This is a genomic window from Micromonospora sp. NPDC005686 (assembly GCF_042871665.1).
Taxonomy (GTDB): domain Bacteria; phylum Actinomycetota; class Actinomycetes; order Mycobacteriales; family Micromonosporaceae; genus Micromonospora.
Genome location: NZ_JBIAIY010000012.1, coordinates 142,279 through 160,922 on the forward strand (window position 1 = coordinate 142,279; position 18,644 = coordinate 160,922).

The 18,644-nt window shown below is 73.6% G+C and carries 18 protein-coding genes; 5 read left to right on the forward strand and 13 right to left on the reverse strand.

The features are described from left to right. Window positions 1–61: 61 nt before the first annotated feature. Window positions 62–961 (reverse strand): universal stress protein, encoded by a 900-nt coding sequence (locus ACFYON_RS25550; protein WP_357706778.1) that lies wholly within the window; start codon window positions 959–961, stop codon window positions 62–64. A gap of 157 nt (window positions 962–1,118) precedes the next feature. Here ACFYON_RS25550 and ACFYON_RS25555 point away from each other — a divergent pair, with 157 nt between their 5' ends. After that, on the forward strand, window positions 1,119–1,589 hold the full coding sequence (locus tag ACFYON_RS25555) for a cyclic nucleotide-binding domain-containing protein (protein ID WP_354866824.1): 471 nt from the start codon (window positions 1,119–1,121) through the stop codon (window positions 1,587–1,589). A 12-nt stretch (window positions 1,590–1,601) separates the two neighbouring features. Here ACFYON_RS25555 and ACFYON_RS25560 read toward each other — a convergent pair whose 3' ends face one another. From ACFYON_RS25560 to ppdK, 6 genes are all read right to left on the reverse strand, one after another. Further along, window positions 1,602–1,871: a hypothetical protein gene (locus ACFYON_RS25560; protein WP_354866822.1), complete on the reverse strand. Its 270-nt coding sequence runs from the start codon at window positions 1,869–1,871 to the stop codon at window positions 1,602–1,604. A gap of 32 nt (window positions 1,872–1,903) precedes the next feature. Continuing rightward, window positions 1,904–2,698 (reverse strand): pyruvate formate-lyase-activating protein, encoded by a 795-nt coding sequence (gene pflA, locus ACFYON_RS25565; protein ID WP_354866820.1) that lies wholly within the window; start codon window positions 2,696–2,698, stop codon window positions 1,904–1,906. Continuing rightward, window positions 2,695–4,938: a formate C-acetyltransferase gene (gene pflB / locus ACFYON_RS25570; protein WP_355094758.1), complete on the reverse strand. Its 2,244-nt coding sequence runs from the start codon at window positions 4,936–4,938 to the stop codon at window positions 2,695–2,697. The genes pflA and pflB overlap by 4 nt, the downstream gene beginning before the upstream one ends. Window positions 4,939–5,002: 64 nt before the next feature. Then, window positions 5,003–6,013, reverse strand: a complete 1,011-nt coding sequence (gene adhP, locus ACFYON_RS25575; protein ID WP_354866816.1) for an alcohol dehydrogenase AdhP — start codon at window positions 6,011–6,013, stop codon at window positions 5,003–5,005. Between the two features lie 162 nt (window positions 6,014–6,175). Next, complete coding sequence (locus ACFYON_RS25580; RefSeq protein ID WP_357706773.1) at window positions 6,176–6,619, reverse strand: hypothetical protein; 444 nt, start codon at window positions 6,617–6,619, stop codon at window positions 6,176–6,178. A 12-nt stretch (window positions 6,620–6,631) separates the two neighbouring features. Next, window positions 6,632–9,292 (reverse strand): pyruvate, phosphate dikinase, encoded by a 2,661-nt coding sequence (gene ppdK / locus ACFYON_RS25585; protein WP_355094762.1) that lies wholly within the window; start codon window positions 9,290–9,292, stop codon window positions 6,632–6,634. Between the two features lie 133 nt (window positions 9,293–9,425). Here ppdK and ACFYON_RS25590 point away from each other — a divergent pair, with 133 nt between their 5' ends. Together ACFYON_RS25590 and ACFYON_RS25595 are read left to right on the forward strand one after the other, a co-directional pair. After that, complete coding sequence (locus tag ACFYON_RS25590; protein WP_387189140.1) at window positions 9,426–9,929, forward strand: GNAT family N-acetyltransferase; 504 nt, start codon at window positions 9,426–9,428, stop codon at window positions 9,927–9,929. 9 nt (window positions 9,930–9,938) lie between these two features. Continuing rightward, window positions 9,939–10,565, forward strand: a complete 627-nt coding sequence (locus tag ACFYON_RS25595; RefSeq protein WP_354866809.1) for a hypothetical protein — start codon at window positions 9,939–9,941, stop codon at window positions 10,563–10,565. A 5-nt stretch (window positions 10,566–10,570) separates the two neighbouring features. Here the strand turns inward: ACFYON_RS25595 and ACFYON_RS25600 are convergent, their stop codons facing one another. Both ACFYON_RS25600 and ACFYON_RS25605 read right to left on the reverse strand, forming a co-directional pair. After that, window positions 10,571–12,088: an FAD-dependent monooxygenase gene (locus tag ACFYON_RS25600; protein WP_355047453.1), complete on the reverse strand. Its 1,518-nt coding sequence runs from the start codon at window positions 12,086–12,088 to the stop codon at window positions 10,571–10,573. Window positions 12,089–12,159: 71 nt separating this feature from the next. Further along, a complete protein-coding gene (locus ACFYON_RS25605; RefSeq protein ID WP_355047454.1) occupies window positions 12,160–12,774 on the reverse strand; it encodes a helix-turn-helix domain-containing protein in 615 nt (204 codons plus the stop codon). A 189-nt stretch (window positions 12,775–12,963) separates the two neighbouring features. Here ACFYON_RS25605 and ACFYON_RS25610 point away from each other — a divergent pair, with 189 nt between their 5' ends. Next, the gene (locus ACFYON_RS25610; protein ID WP_355047455.1) at window positions 12,964–14,319 is read left to right on the forward strand and encodes a hemolysin family protein; all 1,356 of its coding nucleotides are present in this window, start codon (window positions 12,964–12,966) and stop codon (window positions 14,317–14,319) included. 43 nt (window positions 14,320–14,362) lie between these two features. Here the strand turns inward: ACFYON_RS25610 and ACFYON_RS25615 are convergent, their stop codons facing one another. The 4 genes from ACFYON_RS25615 to ACFYON_RS25630 all read right to left on the reverse strand — a co-directional run bounded on the left by ACFYON_RS25615 (window position 14,363) and on the right by ACFYON_RS25630 (window position 16,733). Continuing rightward, a complete protein-coding gene (locus tag ACFYON_RS25615; RefSeq protein WP_354866804.1) occupies window positions 14,363–14,680 on the reverse strand; it encodes a PRC-barrel domain containing protein in 318 nt (105 codons plus the stop codon). After that, window positions 14,667–15,047: a hypothetical protein gene (locus ACFYON_RS25620; protein ID WP_355047456.1), complete on the reverse strand. Its 381-nt coding sequence runs from the start codon at window positions 15,045–15,047 to the stop codon at window positions 14,667–14,669. The genes ACFYON_RS25615 and ACFYON_RS25620 overlap by 14 nt, the downstream gene beginning before the upstream one ends. Beyond that, the gene (locus ACFYON_RS25625) at window positions 15,044–16,270 is read right to left on the reverse strand and encodes a divalent metal cation transporter (RefSeq protein WP_354866800.1); all 1,227 of its coding nucleotides are present in this window, start codon (window positions 16,268–16,270) and stop codon (window positions 15,044–15,046) included. Before ACFYON_RS25625 ends, ACFYON_RS25620 begins: the two co-directional genes overlap by 4 nt. Before the next feature lie 79 nt (window positions 16,271–16,349). After that, window positions 16,350–16,733, reverse strand: coding sequence for a PaaI family thioesterase (locus ACFYON_RS25630; protein WP_175438812.1), 384 nt, complete (start codon window positions 16,731–16,733; stop codon window positions 16,350–16,352). A gap of 107 nt (window positions 16,734–16,840) precedes the next feature. Here ACFYON_RS25630 and tyrS point away from each other — a divergent pair, with 107 nt between their 5' ends. Continuing rightward, window positions 16,841–18,124: a tyrosine--tRNA ligase gene (tyrS, locus tag ACFYON_RS25635; RefSeq protein ID WP_355015145.1), complete on the forward strand. Its 1,284-nt coding sequence runs from the start codon at window positions 16,841–16,843 to the stop codon at window positions 18,122–18,124. Window positions 18,125–18,644 lie beyond the last annotated feature (520 nt).

Sequence of the window (18,644 nt, forward strand, 5' to 3'; positions counted from 1 at the left end):
TCCCTCCGGTCGGCTCAGGCCATTGTGGCGGTGCCGGCCCCGTCCGGGCCGGCGAACCGGCTCAGTGGCCCCGGTGCCGGACGACGGCCAGTGGGCTGTGGCAGTGGTGCAGCACGGCGTGGCTGACCGAGCCGAGCAGCAGCGCACCGAGGCTACCGCGCCCGTGTGCGCCGACCACCGTCAACTGGGCGCCGACGGACTCCTCGACCAGCACCCGGGACGGCGTGGCGGCGGCGACGAGCTTCGGCCGTACCGTCACCTCCGGGTAGCGCTCGGCCCAGCCGGCGACCGCCTCGGCCAGCACCCGCTGCTCGTCGGCGCGCAACTCCTGCGGGTCGTAGCCCAGCGGCACGACGTCGCCGAACGCCTCCCGGTAGGTCACCGGCTGCGGGTAGAGCCAGGTGTGCACCACCACCAGTTCGGCGCCGCGCGCCGCGGCCTCGGCGAACGCGAAGCCGACCGCCTCGTCGGACAGCGCCGAGCCGTCCACGCCCACCACGACGGGGCCGTCGGCGCGGGCCTCGCTCCGGGCCACGAGCACCGGGCAGTCCGCGCGGGCGGAGAGCTGCACCGCGGCGGAGCCGACGAGCAGTTCGGCGAATCCGCCGAGTCCCCGGTGACCGAGCACGAGCAGCGCGGCGTCGCGGCTCTCCCGCAGCAGCACCGCGACCGGCCCGCCGTCGACCACCGCGCCGGTGACCGCCAGCTCCGCGTCGATCTTGCGGGCCTCGTCCACCGCCTCCTCGACCAGCTTCTCGGCCTCCTGCCGCAGCTCGACGTCGGGCAGGATCGGGGCGACCATGCCCAGTGGCGTGCCGACCAGCGGCCAGAGGAAGGCGTTCACCACCCGCAGCGGCCGGTGCCGCAGCACCGCCTCGCGTGCGGCCAGCCGTACCGCGTCCAGCGCGGACGGGGAGCCGTCCACGCCCACCACGACGGGGGCACCGGTCCTGTCGGTCATGACGTCCTCCTTCGGTTCCCCCTCAGCCTGCGCCGACGGCTCCCACCTGGGCAGAGCCGATCCGCCCAGCCCGGCCGGGACCATCGGCCCCTTCCGGCCGGGGCGGCGGCGGGGTGGAATGGAACCACTGCTCCCTCCTGCCGATCCTGGAGGCGCGATGACCCCGCTGGAGATGCTCCGCGTCCACCCGTTCCTGGCCGGGCTGCCCGACGAGTGGCTGCCCCGGCTCACCGGTTACGCCCGCCCGATGGTCTGGCACCCCGGGCACCGGCTGTTCCGCGCCGGTGCGCCGGCCGACCGGTTCTGGCTGGTCCGCGGCGGCCAGGTGGCGCTGGACTTCCCAGTGCCGGGCCGCGGTGACGTGGGCATCGAGACGATCGGGCCGGGCGGGGTGCTCGGCTGGTCCTGGTTGTTCCCGCCGTACCGCTGGCAGTTCGGGGCGGTCGCCACCCAGCGCAGCACCGCCGTCGAACTCGACGCCGACGGGGTACGCCGGCTGATGGAGTCCGACGACACGCTCGGCCGTCAGCTCACCAGCCGGTTCATGAGCGTGGTGGTGGACCGGCTTCAGGCGTCCCGGGTCCGGCTGCTCGACCTGTACGGCTATCCAACGGCGGCAGCCAGCTGAACCGGCGGTCGCTCAGCGGTCGCGGACGACCAGCTCGTCCACCTCAAGCCGGCCGATGCGCAGCTCGCGGATCACCGCGCGGCGCACGGCCAGCCGGCCGACCACGAGCGAGCCCACCGCCACGGCGCCGAGCGCGAACGCGCCGAAGGCCAGCGCGCCGACCGCCGCGGCGCCCAGGGCCCGCGCGCCGGTGGCCTGCGCGCCGACGGCCCGCGCCCCGGTGACCTGTGCGCCGGTCGCGCCCAGGGCGCGGATACGTGCGGTCGGAAGCAGCTTCGGCATGTCCCGATCGTAGTGTGCCGCGGCGGGGCCGGTCAGGTGACGGTGAGGCCGCGGGCGGCGAACTGACCGCGTACCCGGGCCAGCAGTCCGGCGTCCGGCGGTTCCGTGTCCGCCAGCGGGAACGTCAGACCCAGCTCGGCGTACTTGTGCGCGCCGAGCCGGTGGAACGGCAGCACCTCGACGCGCTGCACGCTCGCCAGTCCGGCCGCCACGTCGGCCACCCGTTCCACCTCGTCGACCGCGTCGGTCAGGCCGGGGACCAGCACGTACCGGATCCAGATCGGCTTACCCCGGTCGGCCAGCCGTTGCGCGAAGCGCAGCGTCGGCGCGAGCCGGCCGGTGCCGGTGACCCGGCGGTACGTCTGCGGGTCGCCCGCCTTGACGTCGAGCAGCACCAGGTCGGTGGCGTCCAGCAGCGCGTCGTCGGCGCGCACGCCGAGAAAGCCGGAGGTGTCCAGCGCGGTGTGCAGGCCGAGGTCGTGGCAGCGGCGCAGCAGCTCACCGGTGAACGCCGGTTGCAGCAGCGGCTCCCCGCCGCTGACCGTGACGCCGCCGCCGGCGACCTGGATGAACCGGCGGTACCGGGTGGCGAGCGCGACCATCTCGTCCACCGTGCGGCGCCGGCCGCTGCGCCCGTACCAGGTGTCCGGGCTGTGGCAGTAGCGGCAGCGCAGCGGGCAGCCGGCCAGGAACACCACGAACCGGGTGCCCGGCCCGTCCACACCGACCGACGTGTCCCAGGAGTGCACCGCGCCGGTGACCGCCTCGGCGGCACGGCCCGGCGCCGCCGGAGTCACCTCCGGCGGCGCGGGCGGGCGGCCGTTCACAGCGACCCGTGGAAGGTCCGCGACACCACGTCGCGCTGCTGTTCCGGGGTGAGCCGGACGAAGTTCACCGCGTACCCGGAGACCCGGACGGTGAGTTGCGGGTACCGCTCCGGGTGCGCCATCGCGTCCAGCAGCGTGGCCCGGTCCAGCACGTTGACGTTGAGGTGGAACCCACCGGCGTCGGCGTAGCCGTCGAGCACCCCGGCCAGGTTGGCGATCCGCTCGTCGCGGGTGTGGCCCAGGCCGTCCGGCGTGACGGTGCCGGTCAGCGAGATGCCGTCGCGGGCCGCCTCGTACGGCAGCTTCGCCACCGACAGCGCCGACGCGACCAGGCCGTGGGTGTCCCGCCCGTTCATCGGGTTCGCCCCCGGCGCGAACGGCTCACCCGCGCGCCGGCCGTCCGGCGTGTGGCCGGTGTGCTTGCCGTACACCACGTTCGAGGTGATGGTGAGCACCGACATGGTCAGCTCCGCGTCGCGGTACGTGCGCTGCCGGCGCAGCTTCTCCGCGAACGCCTCGACCAGCCACACCGCGATCTCGTCGGCCCGGTCGTCGTCGTTGCCGTACGTGGGGAACTCGCCCTCGACCGCGTAGTCGACGGCCAGGCCGGACTCGTCGCGCAGCACCTTGACCCGGCCGTACCGGATGGCCGACAGGCTGTCCACGGCGACCGACAGGCCGGCGATGCCGGTGGCCATGAACCGGCGCACCGGGTGGTCGTGCAGCGCCATCTCCAGCCGCTCGTAGGCGTACCTGTCGTGCTGGTGGTGGATCACGTTGAGCGCGTCCACGTACGTCTCGGCCAGCCAGTCCAGCGTGCGGTCGTATGCGGCCAGCACCTCGTCGTAGTCGAGCGTCTCGCCGCCGACCGGCGCGGCCGGCGGGGCGACCTGCGCGCCGGACAGCTCGTCCCGGCCGCCGTTGATCGCGTACAGCAGCGCCTTTGCCAGGTTCGCCCGGGCGCCGAAGAACTGCATGTCCCGGCCGACCCGCATGGCCGACACGCAGCAGGCGATCGCGGTGTCGTCGTCGTACGCCGAGCGGATCAGCTCGTCGTTCTCGTACTGGATGGCGCTGGTGTCCAGCGACACCTGGGCGCAGAACCGCTTGAAGCCCTCCGGCAGCCGGGGCGACCAGAGCACCGTGAGGTTCGGCTCCGGGGCCGGGCCGAGGTTGTAGAGCGTCTGCAGGTAGCGGAACGTGGTGCGGGTGACCAGCGGCCGGCCGTCCGCGCCCATGCCGCCGAGCGACTCGGTGACCCAGGTGGGGTCGCCGGAGAAGAGCTGGTCGTACTCCGGGGTGCGCAGGAAGCGGATGATCCGCAGCTTGATCACGAAGTCGTCGATCAGCTCCTGGGCGCCGCTCTCGTCCAGCCGCCCCTCGGCGATGTCCCGCCGCAGGTACGCGTCGACGAACCCGGCCGTGCGGCCGAGCGACATCGCGGCGCCGTTCTGCTCCTTCGTGGCGGCCAGGTAGGCGAAGTAGAGCCACTGGATCGCCTGCGCGCCGGTGGCGGCCGGGCGGGAGATGTCGAAGCCGTACGAGGCGGCCATCTCCTTCAGCTCACCGAGCGCGCGGATCTGCTCGGCCAGCTCCTCCCGGTCGCGGATCACGTCGTCGGTGCTGCGCCGGTCGTCCAGCGCCGCCTTGAGCGCGCGGCGCTCCTCGACCAGCCGGTCCACGCCGTACAGCGCCACCCGGCGGTAGTCGCCGATGATCCGCCCGCGCCCGTACGCGTCGGGCAGGCCGGTGATGACGTGCGAGCGCCGGGCCGCGAGCACGCTCTCCGGGTACGCGTCGAAGACCGCGTCGTTGTGCGTGCGGCGGTACCGGGTGAAGATCTCGTGCACCCGCGGGTCCGGTTCGCGCCCGTACGCGTGCAGTGCCGTCTCCACCATCCGCAGCCCGCCGGCCGGCATGATCGCCCGCCGCAGCGGCGCGTCGGTCTGCAACCCGACGATCAGCTCCCGCTCCCGGTCGATGTAGCCGGGCGCGTGCGAGGTGATCGCCGACGGGGTGGCCGCGTCGACGTCGTACACGCCGCGCCGCCGCTCCTCCGGGAACATCTCCCGTAGCCGGTCCCAGACCGCGAGGGTGCGCGGCGTCGGGCCGGTGAGGAACGACGCGTCCCCGGTGTACGGCTCGTGGTTGTGGCGGACGAAGTCGGCCACGTCGACTGTCTCCTGCCACGCTCCGGCGTGGAACCCACGCCAGGGGGCCAGGGCTTGGGTGGCGGTCATGTCGATCCTCTCCGGGGCGTCGACGGTGGCCCGGTCCCCGCCGGTGCGGGGACCGGGGCGGAGTTCAGGGCTGGAGCACGAGCCGGGCGGCGACCCGGCCGGCGAGGACGTCGTCCACCGCGTCGTTGATCTCGTCCAGCTTGCGGGTCTCGTAGACGACCCGGGTGCGGCCGGCGGCGTGCAGCGCGAAGACCTCGGCCAGGTCGGCGCGGGTGCCGACGATCGAGCCGAGCACCGTGATGCCCTTGAGCACCGTCTCGAAGACGGGCAGGGTGATCGCGTTGTCGGCGGGCAGCGACACCAGCACCAGCCGGCCGCCGCGGCGCAGCGAGCGGTGGGCCTGCTCGATCACCCGAGGGCTGGCGGCGAGCACGATCGCCACGTCCACGCCGCCCAGGGCGGTGATCCGCTCGACCGGGTCGGTGGTGGCGGCGTCGACCGTGTGGGCCGCGCCGAGCGAGGTGGCCAGTTCCAGCTTCTCGGCGGTCACGTCCACCGCGACCGTCTCGGCGCCGAAGATCTGCGCGTACTGCTGGGCCAGGTGACCCAGGCCGCCGATGCCGAAGATCGCGACCCGCTCGCCCGGCCGTACCCCCGCGACCTTGACGGCCTTGTACGTGGTGACGCCCGCGCAGGTCAGCGGCGCGGCCTCGAACGGGTCCACGCCGTCTGGCACGCGCACCGCGTACCGGGCCGAGGCGACCGCGTACTCGGCGTGCGCGCCGTCGATGCCGTAGCCCGTGTTGCGCTGCGACTCGCACAGCGTCTCCCAGCCGGTCACGCAGTACGAGCAGGTGCCGCAGGCCCAGCCGAGCCAGGGCAGCGCGACCCGGTCGCCGACGGCGTGCTCGGTGACACCGGGGCCGACCTTCTCGACCAGGCCGACGCCCTCGTGCCCTGGTACGAACGGCGGGCTGGGCTTCACCGGCCACTCGCCGCGGGCGGCGTGGATGTCGGTGTGGCAGAGGCCGCTGGCTTCGATGCGGACCAGGATCTCGCCCGGGCCCACCTCCGGGACGGGACGCTCGGTGATCTCCATCGGACGGTCGAACGCGGTGACGACACTGGCGCGCATCGGGGGCCTCCCTCGGTCTCGTTCTCACCCTCAGCGTCGTCCGTCCGGGCGCTGCCGGGCAGGGGCGCAGGACCACGGTGACCCGGGACCAACGGCCCCTCCGGGGCGCCAACGGCGGTACGGCCGCCGGTGACGTACCGGCGGCCGTACCGCTGGGGGTGGTCAGCGTTCGGCGACCAGGCGGCGGGCCCGCAGCACGCGCGCCCACCAGGGCCGGTCGTCCGGGCGCAGCCGCGGCGCCGGCACGCCGCGCAGGCTGACCCATCCGCCCGGTCCCATGGTGACCGTGCCGACCGACGGCGGGCGGCGCCGTGACCACACCGCCACGGCGGCGGTGAGCGCGGCCACCGCGAACGCGCCGGTGGCGGCGGCGACCAGCCGGTCGGGTTCGACCACGCGCCGGTAACGGACCCGGCCGCCGGCCGCGACGAACACGCCCACCGGGTGGCCGTCGCGGCTCACCGGCACCAGGGCGGTGTCGCCGGGCAGCTCCAGCACCGGGCCCACCGGCCCGGCCGGGGCGAGGGCGGGCGTCGGGGCCTGCGGCGGCGCGGGCCGGGGGACCGGCGTGACACCCGGGCCGGTCGGGTTGAAGATGGCGGTCATGACGCTGCCCTCCTAGCGGGAGTCGGACTTCTCGGTGCGGGCCTCGACAGCGGCCCGCCCGGCGGCCAGCCGCGCCACCGGCACCCGGTACGGCGAGCAGGACACGTAGTCGAGCCCGGCCTCGGCGAAGAACCCGATCGAGTCCGGGTCGCCGCCGTGCTCACCGCAGACGCCGACGGTCAGCTCCGGCCGGGCCGCCCGCCCCTCGGCGACGGCGAGGCGGACCAGCCGGCCGACCCCGGCGGCGTCGATGCTCTCGAACGGCGACACCGGGAAGATCCCCCGGGCCAGGTACGCGGAGAAGAACGCGCCCTCCACGTCGTCCCGGGAGAACGCCCAGGTCATCTGCGTCAGGTCGTTGGTGCCGAAGGAGAAGAAGTGCGCCTCGGCGGCGATCTCCCCGGCCGTCAGCGCCGCCCGGGGCGTCTCGACCATGGTGCCGATCGGGATCTCCGGCGCGCCCGGCACCTCGGCCAGCACCCGCCGCGCCTCGTCCGCCACCGCGGCGAGCTCCCGCACGTCACCGACCAGCGGCACCATGATCTCGGGGCGTGGGTCACCGCCGGCCCGGACCCGCTGCGCGGCCGCCTCGGCCAGCGCCCGCACCTGCATCGCGAACAGCCCCGGCACCACCAGCCCGAGCCGCACGCCGCGCAGCCCCAGCATCGGGTTCGTCTCGTGCATCCGCCGCACCGCCGCCAGCAGCACGCCGTCGTGGCCCGGTTCCTCGCCGCGTGCCTGCGCGCCCGCCACCCGGGCGGTCAGCTCGGCCAGCGGAGGCAGGAACTCGTGCAGCGGCGGGTCGAGCAGCCGGACCGTGACCGGGAGCCCGTCCATCGCGGTGAGCAGCCCCGCGAAGTCGGCCCGCTGCAGCGGCAGCAGCTCGTCCAGCGCCGCGCCGACCTCGGCCGGGCCCTCGGCCAGGATCAGCCGCTCGACCAGTTCCCGGCGCTCGCCGAGGAACATGTGCTCGGTGCGGCACAGCCCGATTCCGGCGGCGCCGAGCTCGCGGGCCCGGCGGGCGTCGTCCGGGGTGTCCGCGTTGGCGCGGACGCCGAGCGTGCGCACCGCGTCGGCGTGCCCGAGCAGCCGGTGCACGGCGGCGACCAGCGGGTCGGCCTCCGGCCGCAGCTCACCGGTCAGGTACCGGGCCACCGGGGACGGCTGCACCGGCACCTCGCCGAGCCAGATCCGCCCGCTCGTGCCGTCGATCGAGATCACGTCGCCGGCCCGCACCACCCGCTCGCCGACCGCGAACTCGCCGCGCTCGACGTCGATGGCCAGCGCCTCGGTGCCGCAGACGCAGGTCCGGCCCATGCCCCGCGCCACCACGGCGGCGTGCGAGGTCTTGCCGCCGCGCGAGGTGAGCACGCCGGTCGCGGCGATCATGCCGGGCAGGTCGTCCGGGTTCGTCTCCGGCCGGACCAGGATCACCTGTCCGTCGGCCGCAGCCGCGGCGGCGGAGTCGAACACCACCCGCCCGACCGCCGCGCCGGGCGAGGCGCCGACGCCGACCGCGAGCGGCTCGGGCACGCCGGCGGTGTCGAAGGCCGGGAACATGAGCTGGGCGAGCTGCGCCCCGGTGACTCGGGTCAGCGCCTCGTCGGCGGTGATCAGCCCCTCCTCGGCCAGCTGCGCGGCGATCACGAACGCGGCCGCCGCGGTGCGCTTGCCGACCCGGGTCTGGAGCATCCACAGCCGGCCGCGCTCGATGGTGAACTCCACGTCGCACAGGTCGCGGTAGTGCCGCTCCAGCGTCGCCATGATCTCCCGCAGCCGGTGGAAGCTCGCCGGGTCCAGCGTCGCCAGCTCGGTCAGCGGCACCGTGTTGCGGATGCCCGCCACCACGTCCTCGCCCTGCGCGTCGGTCAGGTAGTCGCCGTACACGCCGGGGGCGCCGGTGGCCGGGTCGCGGGTGAACGCGACACCGGTGCCGGAGTCGGGGCCGAGGTTGCCGAACACCATCGCCATCACGTTGACGGCGGTGCCCAGGTCGTCCGGGATGCGCTCCTGCCGCCGGTAGATCCGGGCCCGCTCCGAGTGCCAGGACTCGAACACCGCGCGCACGGCCAGGAACAGCTGCTCGTGCGGGGCCTGCGGGAAGTCGTGCCCGACGTGCCGGATGAAGATCTTCTTGTACGTGTCGACGAGGTCGTGCAACTGCCCTGCGCTCGGCCCGTCCGGCCCGGCGGTGGCCCGCAGCGCGGCCAGCTCGTGCTCGAACTCCTCGGCCGGGATGCCGTGCACGGTGCGGCCGAACATCTGGATCAGCCGCCGGTACGAGTCCCAGGCGAACCGCTCGTCGCCGGTGCGCTCGGCCAGCCCGACGACTGTGGTGTCGTTGAGCCCGATGTCGAGGATCGTCTCCATCATTCCCGGCATCGAGTACCGCCCGCCGGAGCGCACCGCCAGCAGCAGCGGGTCACGCGGGTCGCCCAGCCACCGGTCCAGCCGCGCCTCCACCTCCCGCAGGTGCGCGTTCATCTCCTCGTACAGGCCCGCCGGTGGTGCCCCGGTGGCCAGGTACGCCCGGCAGGCTTCGGTGGTGACGGTGAACCCGGGAGGCACCGGCAACCCGAGCCGGGTCATCTCGGCGAGGTTGGCGCCCTTGCCGCCGAGCAGGTCGGCCCGGCTGCGGTCACCTTCGATGAAGTCGTAGACGTACTTCGACATGATCCGGCCTCCTCGACTGCGTCGTTACACCTCCTTGGTAGCCGGGCCAGCCGGCCACGCGGCAGGGCCGGACGGGACACACACCGGGCCGGAGGTCCCGACCGTGTCGGTGGGGCCACGTATCGTTCCGGCCGTGACCGACCACCTGCTGCTCCGCCCGGTGCGCGACGACGACCTGCCCGTCTTCTTCGCCCACGAGCAGGACCCGCAGGCGAACTGGATGGCCGCGTTCGGCCCGCAGGACCCGTCCGACCGGGCCGCGTTCGACGCGCACTGGGCGCGCATCCGCGCCGACGAGCGCATCGTGAACCGCACGGTCACCGCCCACGGCGAGGTGGTCGGGCATGTGGCGGCGTTCCCGGTCGACGACCGGACCGAGGTGAGCTACTGGATCGACCCGGGGCGCTGGGGGCGCGGCTACGCCACCGCCGGGCTCGCCGCGCTGTTGCGGGAGCTGCCGCAGCGGCCGGTGCACGCCCGCGCCGCGAAGGACAACGCCGCGTCCCTGGCGGTGCTGCGCAAGTGCGGCTTCGTCGTGGTCGGCGAGGACTCCGGGTACTCCCCGAGCCGCGGCACCGAGGTCGAGGAGTACGTGCTGGAACTGCCCGCCGAGGGGTCTGACCAGGCAGGCGGCTAGTCTCCCCGGGTGAACTGGCTCGAACTCGTCGGCTGGGCCGGCTCCGCGCTGCTGGTCTGGTCCCTGCTGCAGACGCGGATCCTGCGGCTGCGCGCGCTTAACCTGGTCGGCTGCCTCATCCTGATCGGCTACAACGCCGCCGTGCAGGTCTGGCCGATGGTGGGCCTGAACGTCGTGCTCACCGTGATCAACGTCTGGTACCTCCGCAAGCTGCTGGCCACCCGGCACGACGATCAGACCTACCAGGTCGTCGAGGTGGGCACCGAGGACGCGTTCCTCGCGCACACGCTGCGGGTGCACGCCGCCGACATCGCCCGCTTCAACCCGGGCTTCCGCTGGGACGCCGACGCCGACGACCGCTCGGCGTTCCTCGTGGTACGCGCCGACGAGGTGGTCGGCGTGATGCTCTCGCACGCCGAACCGGGCGGCGTGGCCCAGATCGACCTGGACTACGTGACCCCGCCGTTCCGCGACTTCACCCCGGGCGAGTTCGTCTACCGGCGCAGCCGGCTGTTCACCGACCGGGGGTTCCGCCGGGTGGTCAGCCCGCCCGGCATGGTCGCCCCCTACTACCACCGGCTCGGCTTCCGCCCGGAGGCGGACCGGTACGTGCTGGACCTGCCCGTGCCGGCCTGAGCCGGTCAGTCCCCGGGCCGGCCGAACCAGCGGGTGAGCGCGGCGCGCAGTCCGTCCCGGTCCGGCGTGGCGGCGCTGGAGGCCCAGGCCACGTAGCAGTCCGGGCGCAGCAGGAGCGCGGTCGACGGGGTGCCCTCCAACGGGCCGGTGACCAGGTCGACCCGGTGGCCCCACGGCCGGACCGCCGTGGCGAGGGTGCCGGTGGCGTCGAGCAGCAGGGGGCGCGCGTGGCGGGTCAGCTCGGCCAGCCGGACCCGCCCGGTGTCGCCGTGCACCTCCACGTCCGGCGCCCAGCTTCCGACCGGTGGCCCGCCCGGTCCGAGGTCGTAGCGGATGTCCGCGCCGGCCATCAGCGCGGCCACGTGCGCGGCGTTCTCCGGCCGGGAGAGCAGCTCGGCGACCAGCTCGCGCAGCGCGGTGACCTCACTTCCCGGCGCGATCAGGGCGGACTGGGCCTGCGTCGACATGGTCACCCGCCGGGCTGCCGGCCGGCGCTCGGCCTCGTAGGTGTCCAGCAGCCCGTCCGGCGCCCAGCCGTGCAGCCGGGCGGCCAGCTTCCAGCCGAGGTTCACCGCGTCCTGCAGTCCCAGGTTGAGCCCCGGACCGCCGATCGCGGAGTGCACGTGGGCGGCGTCGCCGAGCAGCAGCACCCGGCCGTCGCGGTAGCGCTCCGCCAGCCGCGTGTTGCCGCCGACCACGCGGCGCAGCACGTGCGGCCCCTCGCCGGAAGGCGGAGCGATCGGCACCTCGGCGCCGAGCACCCGCGCCACGCTGGCCCGCATCTCGTCGAGCGTCATCAGCGTCTCGGTCTCCGGCGCGTCCGGCCACTCGGTGGTGCTGACCAACGGCGGGCGGTCGGGGAACGGCGCCCAGACGATCAGCCCACGCTCGGTGCGGGTGTGGCGGAACGGTGCGACGGTCCCGTGACCGGACACCGCGAGGCCGCCGGTCACCGGGTCGATCGCCTCCGCCGGCACGCCGACCTGGGCGGTCCGTGACACGGACCGGTCCGTGGTCACGCCGGGGAAGCCGATCCCGGTGAGCTTGCGGACCGTGCTGTGCCCGCCGTCCGCGCCGACCAGGTAACGGCAGGTGAGCGTCGCGCCGTGGGCGAATTCGACCTCCACCGCGTCGTCGTGCTGCCGCAGCCCGGTCACCTCGAATCCCCGGCGTACCCGCACGCCCAGCTCGGTTGCCCGTTCGGCGAGCACCCGTTCGACCTGCCGCTGCGGCACCGGCAGCCCGTGCAGCGGGTTGTCCGCGACACCGCTGAGGTCCAGCGGTAACGCGCCGAAGACGAACCGGGGCGCCGGGCGCGGCGGCGCGGGATCACCGGTGAGGCGCTGGTGCAGGCCACGCCGGTCGAGCATCCGGACCACCTGGCCGACCAGCCCGTTGGCCCGGTTCTCGGCGGTCGGTTCCACCAGCCGGTCGCATACCACCGCCCGGATCCCGGCCAGCGCCAGCTCGCAGGCGAGCATCAGGCCGTTCGGACCGGCCCCGACGACGAGGACATCGATCATGGCAAGACCCCTTCCAGGGTACGGTGAAGCGGCCCGGTGGCCGGCGGCCGGTCGGGCGGGAGGCGGGCGGATCAGCGGGGCGGTGGCAGGCCGGCGGCGAGCTGGGCCAGCGCGTCGGCGAGGAGCCGGGCGACCGGCTGCGGCCGGTCGGCGCGAAGGAAGTGGCGCGTCGCCGCGCCGGCGGCTGCGCCGACCGCGGCGGCGACCAGGTGGGGGTAGAGGTCGTGGACGGTGTCGGTGCCGGTGCGCGCGGCGACTGCCTCGGCCAGTTCGGCCTCGGCCAGCGCGCCGGCCCGCAGCATCTCGCCCTGGAGTGCCGGCTCGGCGAGCATCACCCGCAGCCCGGCGACCCACTCGTCGTGGGCGTCCGGGGGCGCTTGCGCGACCTCGGGGCCCGGCGCCCACGCGGAGAGGACCGCCGCCTCGACCGCGGCCCAGAGTGGCTCGCCGGGCGGCCGGCCCCGCAGCGCCTCCGCCACCCGACGGCTGCGGTCGAGGTGCCGGGCCGCGATCGCCTCCGCCTTGCTGCCGAAGTAGTTGTTGAACGTGCGGGAGGACACCCCGGCGGCCTGCGCGATGTCCTCGACCAGCACGTTGTCGTAGCCGCGCGCCACGGTCAGCCGGATGGCCGCCCAGCTCAACGCCGCTCGGGTCTCCGCCTTCTTGCGCTCCCGCAGTCCACTCACGCCAGCACGGTAGCAAATATTGCGTGCCACGCAAAGATGCGTGTTCCGTATGATTGTCGGACGGGGCGGCGTCCTCGCAGGATTCAGCCTGGCGCTCGCGGGGCACTGAGGGGTCCACGCCGGCCGGGCCTGCCGGACGGCGAGTCGGCCATCGGCCGACCCGGATCGGGCCGAGGGAGATAACCGCTCGTGCAGAGCTACTGGAGCCAGCTTGCCCTGGTCGGTGTGCTGGTGATCCTCAACGCGGTGTTCGCCGGCAGCGAGATGGCACTGGTGTCCCTGCGCGACAGCCAGGTGCAGCGGCTGGAGCGCAGCAGCCGGGGCGGACGGACCCTGGCCCGCCTCGCGAAGGACCCGAACCGGTTCCTGGCCACCATCCAGATCGGCATCACACTCGCCGGCTTCCTCGCCTCCGCCGCCGCCGCGGTGTCCCTGGCCCGTCCGCTCGTACCGCTGCTGGGCGCGTTCGGCAACGCCGCCGAGACCGTCGCCATCGTCGCGGTCACGCTGGTGCTCACGTTCGTCACGCTCGTCTTCGGCGAGCTGGCGCCGAAGCGGATCGCCATGCAGTCGGCCGAGCGGTGGGCGCTGCTGGTGGCCCGCCCGCTGGACGTGCTGTCCAGCATCACCCGACCCGCCGTCTGGTTGCTGGGCGCCACCACCGACCTGGTGGTACGCCTGTTCGGCCTGGACCCGAAGGCCGAGCCGGACGAGATCGGCCCGGACGAGCTGCGCGACATCGTGGCCGGCAACCACGGCTTCACCAAGGAACAGCGCACGATCATCGCCGGTGCGGTGGAGATCGCCGACCGGCAGTTGCGCGCGGTGCTCGTACCCCGGTTGCAGGTCTTCACGCTCGACAGCGGCACCACCGCGGAGGCCGCGCGGCTCGTCCTGGCGGCGACCGGCCACTCCCGGGCGCCGGTGGTCCGCCACGGCGGGCTGGACGAGGCGGTGGGCGTCATCCACCTGCGCGACCTGGTCGGCGTCTCCGACGACCGGCCGGTCGACGAGATCGCCCGCCCGCCCATGCTGCTGCCCGACTCGCTGCCGGTGGTCGAGGCGCTGCGCCAGTTCAAGGCCGAACGCCAGCACATCGCGCTCGTGGTCGACGAGCGCGGCGCGGTCGACGGGATCGTGACGCTGGAGGACATCCTGGAGGAGATCGTCGGCGAGATCTACGACGAGACCGACCGCGACCTGCGTGCCGTGCGCACCGAGGCCGACGGCACGCTGGTGCTGCCCGGCACGTTCCCGGTGCACGACCTGACCGACCTCGGCGTGGAGTTGCCGAACCGGCCGGCGGGCGACTACACCACAGTCGCCGGGCTGGTGCTGATCTGCCTGGGGCACATCCCGACCGTGGCGGGGGAGCAAATCACCGTGGACGGCTGGGAGCTGTCGGTGGCCGACGTGGACCAGCGGGCCATCACCGAGGTGCACGTCCGCCGCCGGGGCCGCGGCGACGACTCCTCGGACGGCGAAACCACAGGCGACGCCGCCGACCCGGCCGACGCCCCCGAACTGGACGAGGCACGCCGCTGACCTTCCGGCCCGCCGCCGACCTTCCGGCCCGCCGGCGTCCGGCTCACCGGCGGCCGGCCGGCGGGCCGAACGGGAAACCGGGCACCGGCGGGAGCAGTTGCACCGCGTCGGCGGGTACCTGACGGGTGCTCCGCCCGACCAGCCGGGCCGTCACCCGCAGCAGCCACGGCCCGGACGGATGCAGCTCGGGCCCGATCAGCCGACTGACCACCCGGGTCCACCAGTGCCCGGCGACGATCACGTCGGTGATCCGCAGCCGGTCCGGCGGCCACCCGCCGCGCACCACCACGTCCACCACCCGGCCCAGCCGCCGCCCGTGCAGGTCGTACGCGGTACGGCCGAGCAGCTCACCCGCTCGCACGACCGGACCCCGGGATCCGCTCGATCAGGTGCCGGCGCAGCCACGCCTCCACGGGTGACAGTGGCAGGTCCGTCGCCGGGCAGCGCAGCCGCACCGCGCTGTCCACGCGGGCGACCTGCGACAGCGGTACGCGCAGCGGCGGCACCGGCGGGTCGTCGGTGAACCGGTCCGCCACCGCCACCAGCAGCCGCCCGATCCGCCCGCCGATCCGCTCCCCGAGCGCGCCCTGTCCGGTGAGCAGGCAGTCCACGTACGGGACGCCGTCGTCGTCGAACGCGAACGCGATGTCGTCGACGCGTCCGACCAGCAGCCCGTCCACGTCGACGATCTGCCGGTCGAGCAGCCGCTTGGCGAGCTGAACCCTCATGGCCCCATCCCCGTCATGACCGCCAGTGGGATCGCGGCCACCGAGGCCGCGACGATGAGCAGCAGGAACACCGCGCCGAGCAGGTTCGTCCACCGCCCGTTGACCCGGTCGCCGAGATACCCGCGGTCATTGGCGACCACCAGGATCGGCAGGTACGTCAGCGGCAGCACCACCGCGCTCAGCACCAGCATGTACTCGGTCAGCCGCACCGGGTCCACCGTCGTCATCAGCATCACCACGCCGAGCAGCAGACCGACGAGCAGCACGCTGTGGAACCGGGCCGCCTCCCGGGGGCGGACCCGCTTGCCCCACTGCCACCCGAAGTACTGCGCCGCCGCGTACGCCGCCGACAGGCCCGTCTCCAGCGCCGCGCCGAACGTCACCGCGAAGAACGCCAGCACCGCGGCGGCCAGGCCGGCACCACCGAGCGCCGTCGCCACCGGCCGCGCCACCTCGTCGAGCGTGCTCAACGACGCCCCGGACGGGTGATAGGCCACCGCCGCCACGGCGACCAGCGACAACGCCAGGAAACCGCCCACCGGAAAGCCGACCAGCACGTTCGAGCGGGCCCGGGCCAGGTCCGTCGCGCCCCACCGCTCCTCGACACCGCCGGAGGAGAAGAAGAAGACCTCGTACGGGCTGACCGTGGAGGCGAACAGCGCCACCGCCACGAACCAGTACAGCGGCCAGCCGTGCCCGGACGCGCTGACCTGCCACACGCCCCGGCCGAGTTCCGGCCAGTCGGTCGGCAGCGCCACCAGCGCGATCGCGAACACCAGCAGCGCCAGCCCGGCCAGGCCGAAGATCCGCTCCATCAGCTCGAACCGCAGCCGCCACAGCACCAGCCAGACCGCCAGCGCCGCGAGCGGCACCCAGAACAGGTGGCTCAGCCGGGTCGCCAGTTGCAGCGCCAGCGCCACGCCGCCCAGCTCCGCCGCCAGCGTGACCACCGTGACCAGCCACGACGCGACCAGGTTGAGCAGCGCCACGCGCGGCCCGAGCCGCTCCCGGACCAGGTCGAACACCGCCCGCCCGCTCACCGCCGCGATCCGGCCGGCCATTTCCGCGTACGCGCAGATGCCGACCACCCCGACCAGCAGGACCCAGGTGTGGGCCATGCCGAACAGCGCGCCGGCCTGACTGGCCGCCACCAGGTCACCGATGTCGACGAAGCCGCCGACGGCGGACAGGACGCCGAGCGTGGCGGCGAACAGCTTCCTCACGTCGGGCCGGGAGCGGACGTCCTCACCGAGGCGACGATATCGGCGTTACTGCACCTTTTTGGGCGAATCGGCCAGCGGGTCAGGCGGCGGTGAGGTTCTGCAGCCGTACCTGGCCGCGCGCCACCAGCCGCCCGTCGGCGTCGGTGATCTCCACCAGCCAGAGCTGCTGGCTGCGGCCCCGGTGCACGGGCGTGCCCACAGCGGTCAGCTCGCCGTCGCGCACCGCGCGCAGGAAGTCCGTCTGGTTCGACACCCCGACCACGTTGCCCTTGTCGCCCAGCCAGAGCGCGCCGCCGATGCTGGCCGCCGTCTCCACCACCGAGCAGTAGACGCCGCCGTGCTGGATCCCGTACGGCTGGTGCAACTCCGGGCGAACCTTCCAGCGGATCACCACCCGGTCCCCGCTGACCTCGTCGAACGTCAGGCCCAGCAGGGCCACGAAGCCACCCGTCAGGTTCGGCATGTCCACCGCGGTTCCTCCTCGCGTTCGACGGCGCCGCCAGCCTAGTCGGCCGCACCTCGGCAAACCCGGTACGGGCCGGGCCCGGGAATAGGGGAGAATCGGTGACCGTGACCGACAGCAACCTCCCGCAGGGGCGGGACTCCCTGACCGACGACCTGCTGTGGCGTGGCCTGATCCAGGACTCGACCGGCCTCGACGAATTGCGTGAGCTGCTCGACGGCGGGAGCACCCCCTTCTACGTGGGCTTCGACCCCACCGCGCCGAGCCTGCACATCGGCAACCTGGTGCAGGTCGTCATGGCCCGCCGTCTCCAGCAGGCCGGGCACCGCCCGCTGCTGCTCGTCGGTGGCGCCACCGGGCAGATCGGCGACCCGAAGGAGAGCGCGGAGCGCACGCTGAACCCGCCCGAGGTGATCGCCGGCTGGGTGGAGCGCATCCGCGAGCAGCTCTCGCCGTTCGTCACGTACACCGGGGAGAACGCGGCGCAACTGGTGAACAACCTGGACTGGACCGGCGAGATGTCGGTGGTGGAGTTCCTCCGGGACGTCGGCAAGCACTTCCCGGTGAACAAGATGCTCGCCCGCGAGGTGGTCAAGGCGCGGCTGGAGACGGGCATCAGCTACACCGAGTTCAGCTACCAGCTGCTGCAGGCCAACGACTACTTCGAGCTGCACCGCCGCCACGGCTGCCGGCTCCAGTACGGCGGCTCCGACCAGTGGGGCAACATCACCGCCGGCGTCGACTACGTCCGCCGCCGCGGTGCCGGGCCGGTGGAGGCGTTCACCACGCCGCTTGTCACAAAGGCCGACGGCACGAAATTCGGCAAGAGCGAGACCGGCACGGTCTGGCTCGACCCGCAGATGACCAGCCCGTACGCGTTCTACCAGTTCTGGGTCAACGCCGATGACCGCGATGTCAGCCGCTACCTGCGGTTCTTCAGCTTCCGCTCCCGCGAGGAGCTGGAGGATCTGGAGAAGGCCACGGCGGAACGGCCGCAGGCGCGCCTGGCTCAGCGGGCGCTGGCCGAGGAGCTGACCACCCTCGTGCACGGAGAGCGGGAGACGACTCAGGCGGTGGCCGCGAGCCAGGCGCTGTTCGGGCGCGGCTCCCTCGACGAACTGGCGCCGGAGACGCTGCGTGCCGCGCTGACCGAGGCCGGGCTGGTGCACCTCGATGAGCTGCCGGACGTGGCCGGCCTGCTCAAGGAGTCGGGCCTGGTGCCGAGCATGAAGGAGGCACGGCGGGTGATCGCCGAGGGTGGCGCGTACGTCAACAACACCCGGATCTCCGAGGTGGACGCCACCGTCTCCGGCGACGACCTGTTGCACGGCCGGTACCTCGTGCTGCGCCGGGGCAAGCGCTCGTTCGCGGGCGTTGAGCTGCGCGGATAGTCGCCTCTCGACGGTGTGACGCGGGACGCGCCCAGCGAATTTGACGATCACTGAGCTGGGCGCGTAGCTTTCTCTCTGCCAGCGCGGAACGGACGAACAGGGCGAAGACCTGACAGGCCGGAGCGCAGGACCTGAGAACCGGGTGGTGCCCCGGATTCGCCGGTAGGCGGATTTGGTGAGGCGGAACCGACCGGGTAAGGTTGTCGGCCGGTAGGGAAACGGACGAGCTAGCGGGAAACCGCGGGCGGCCGTCCTACCGAATTCCTCGGACCGACCGGCGGAAGCCGGTTGAATCGGGGTGCCTGGTAAATGGGTGACGCACGGCAGACCGGGAAACGCCGGTTTGACACGGCAGAAACCACCGGGTAACGTAGTAAAAGTGCCCGGCGCGGGAGCGGCGGGTGGTTGAACGAAATGCCCCAAACGGGTGCTCCACGGTGGTGGGGTTTCTGGTTGGTGTGTGGTTGTTCTTTGAGAACTCAACAGGGTGCTTGTAAAGCCAGTGCCAATTGTTTTATAC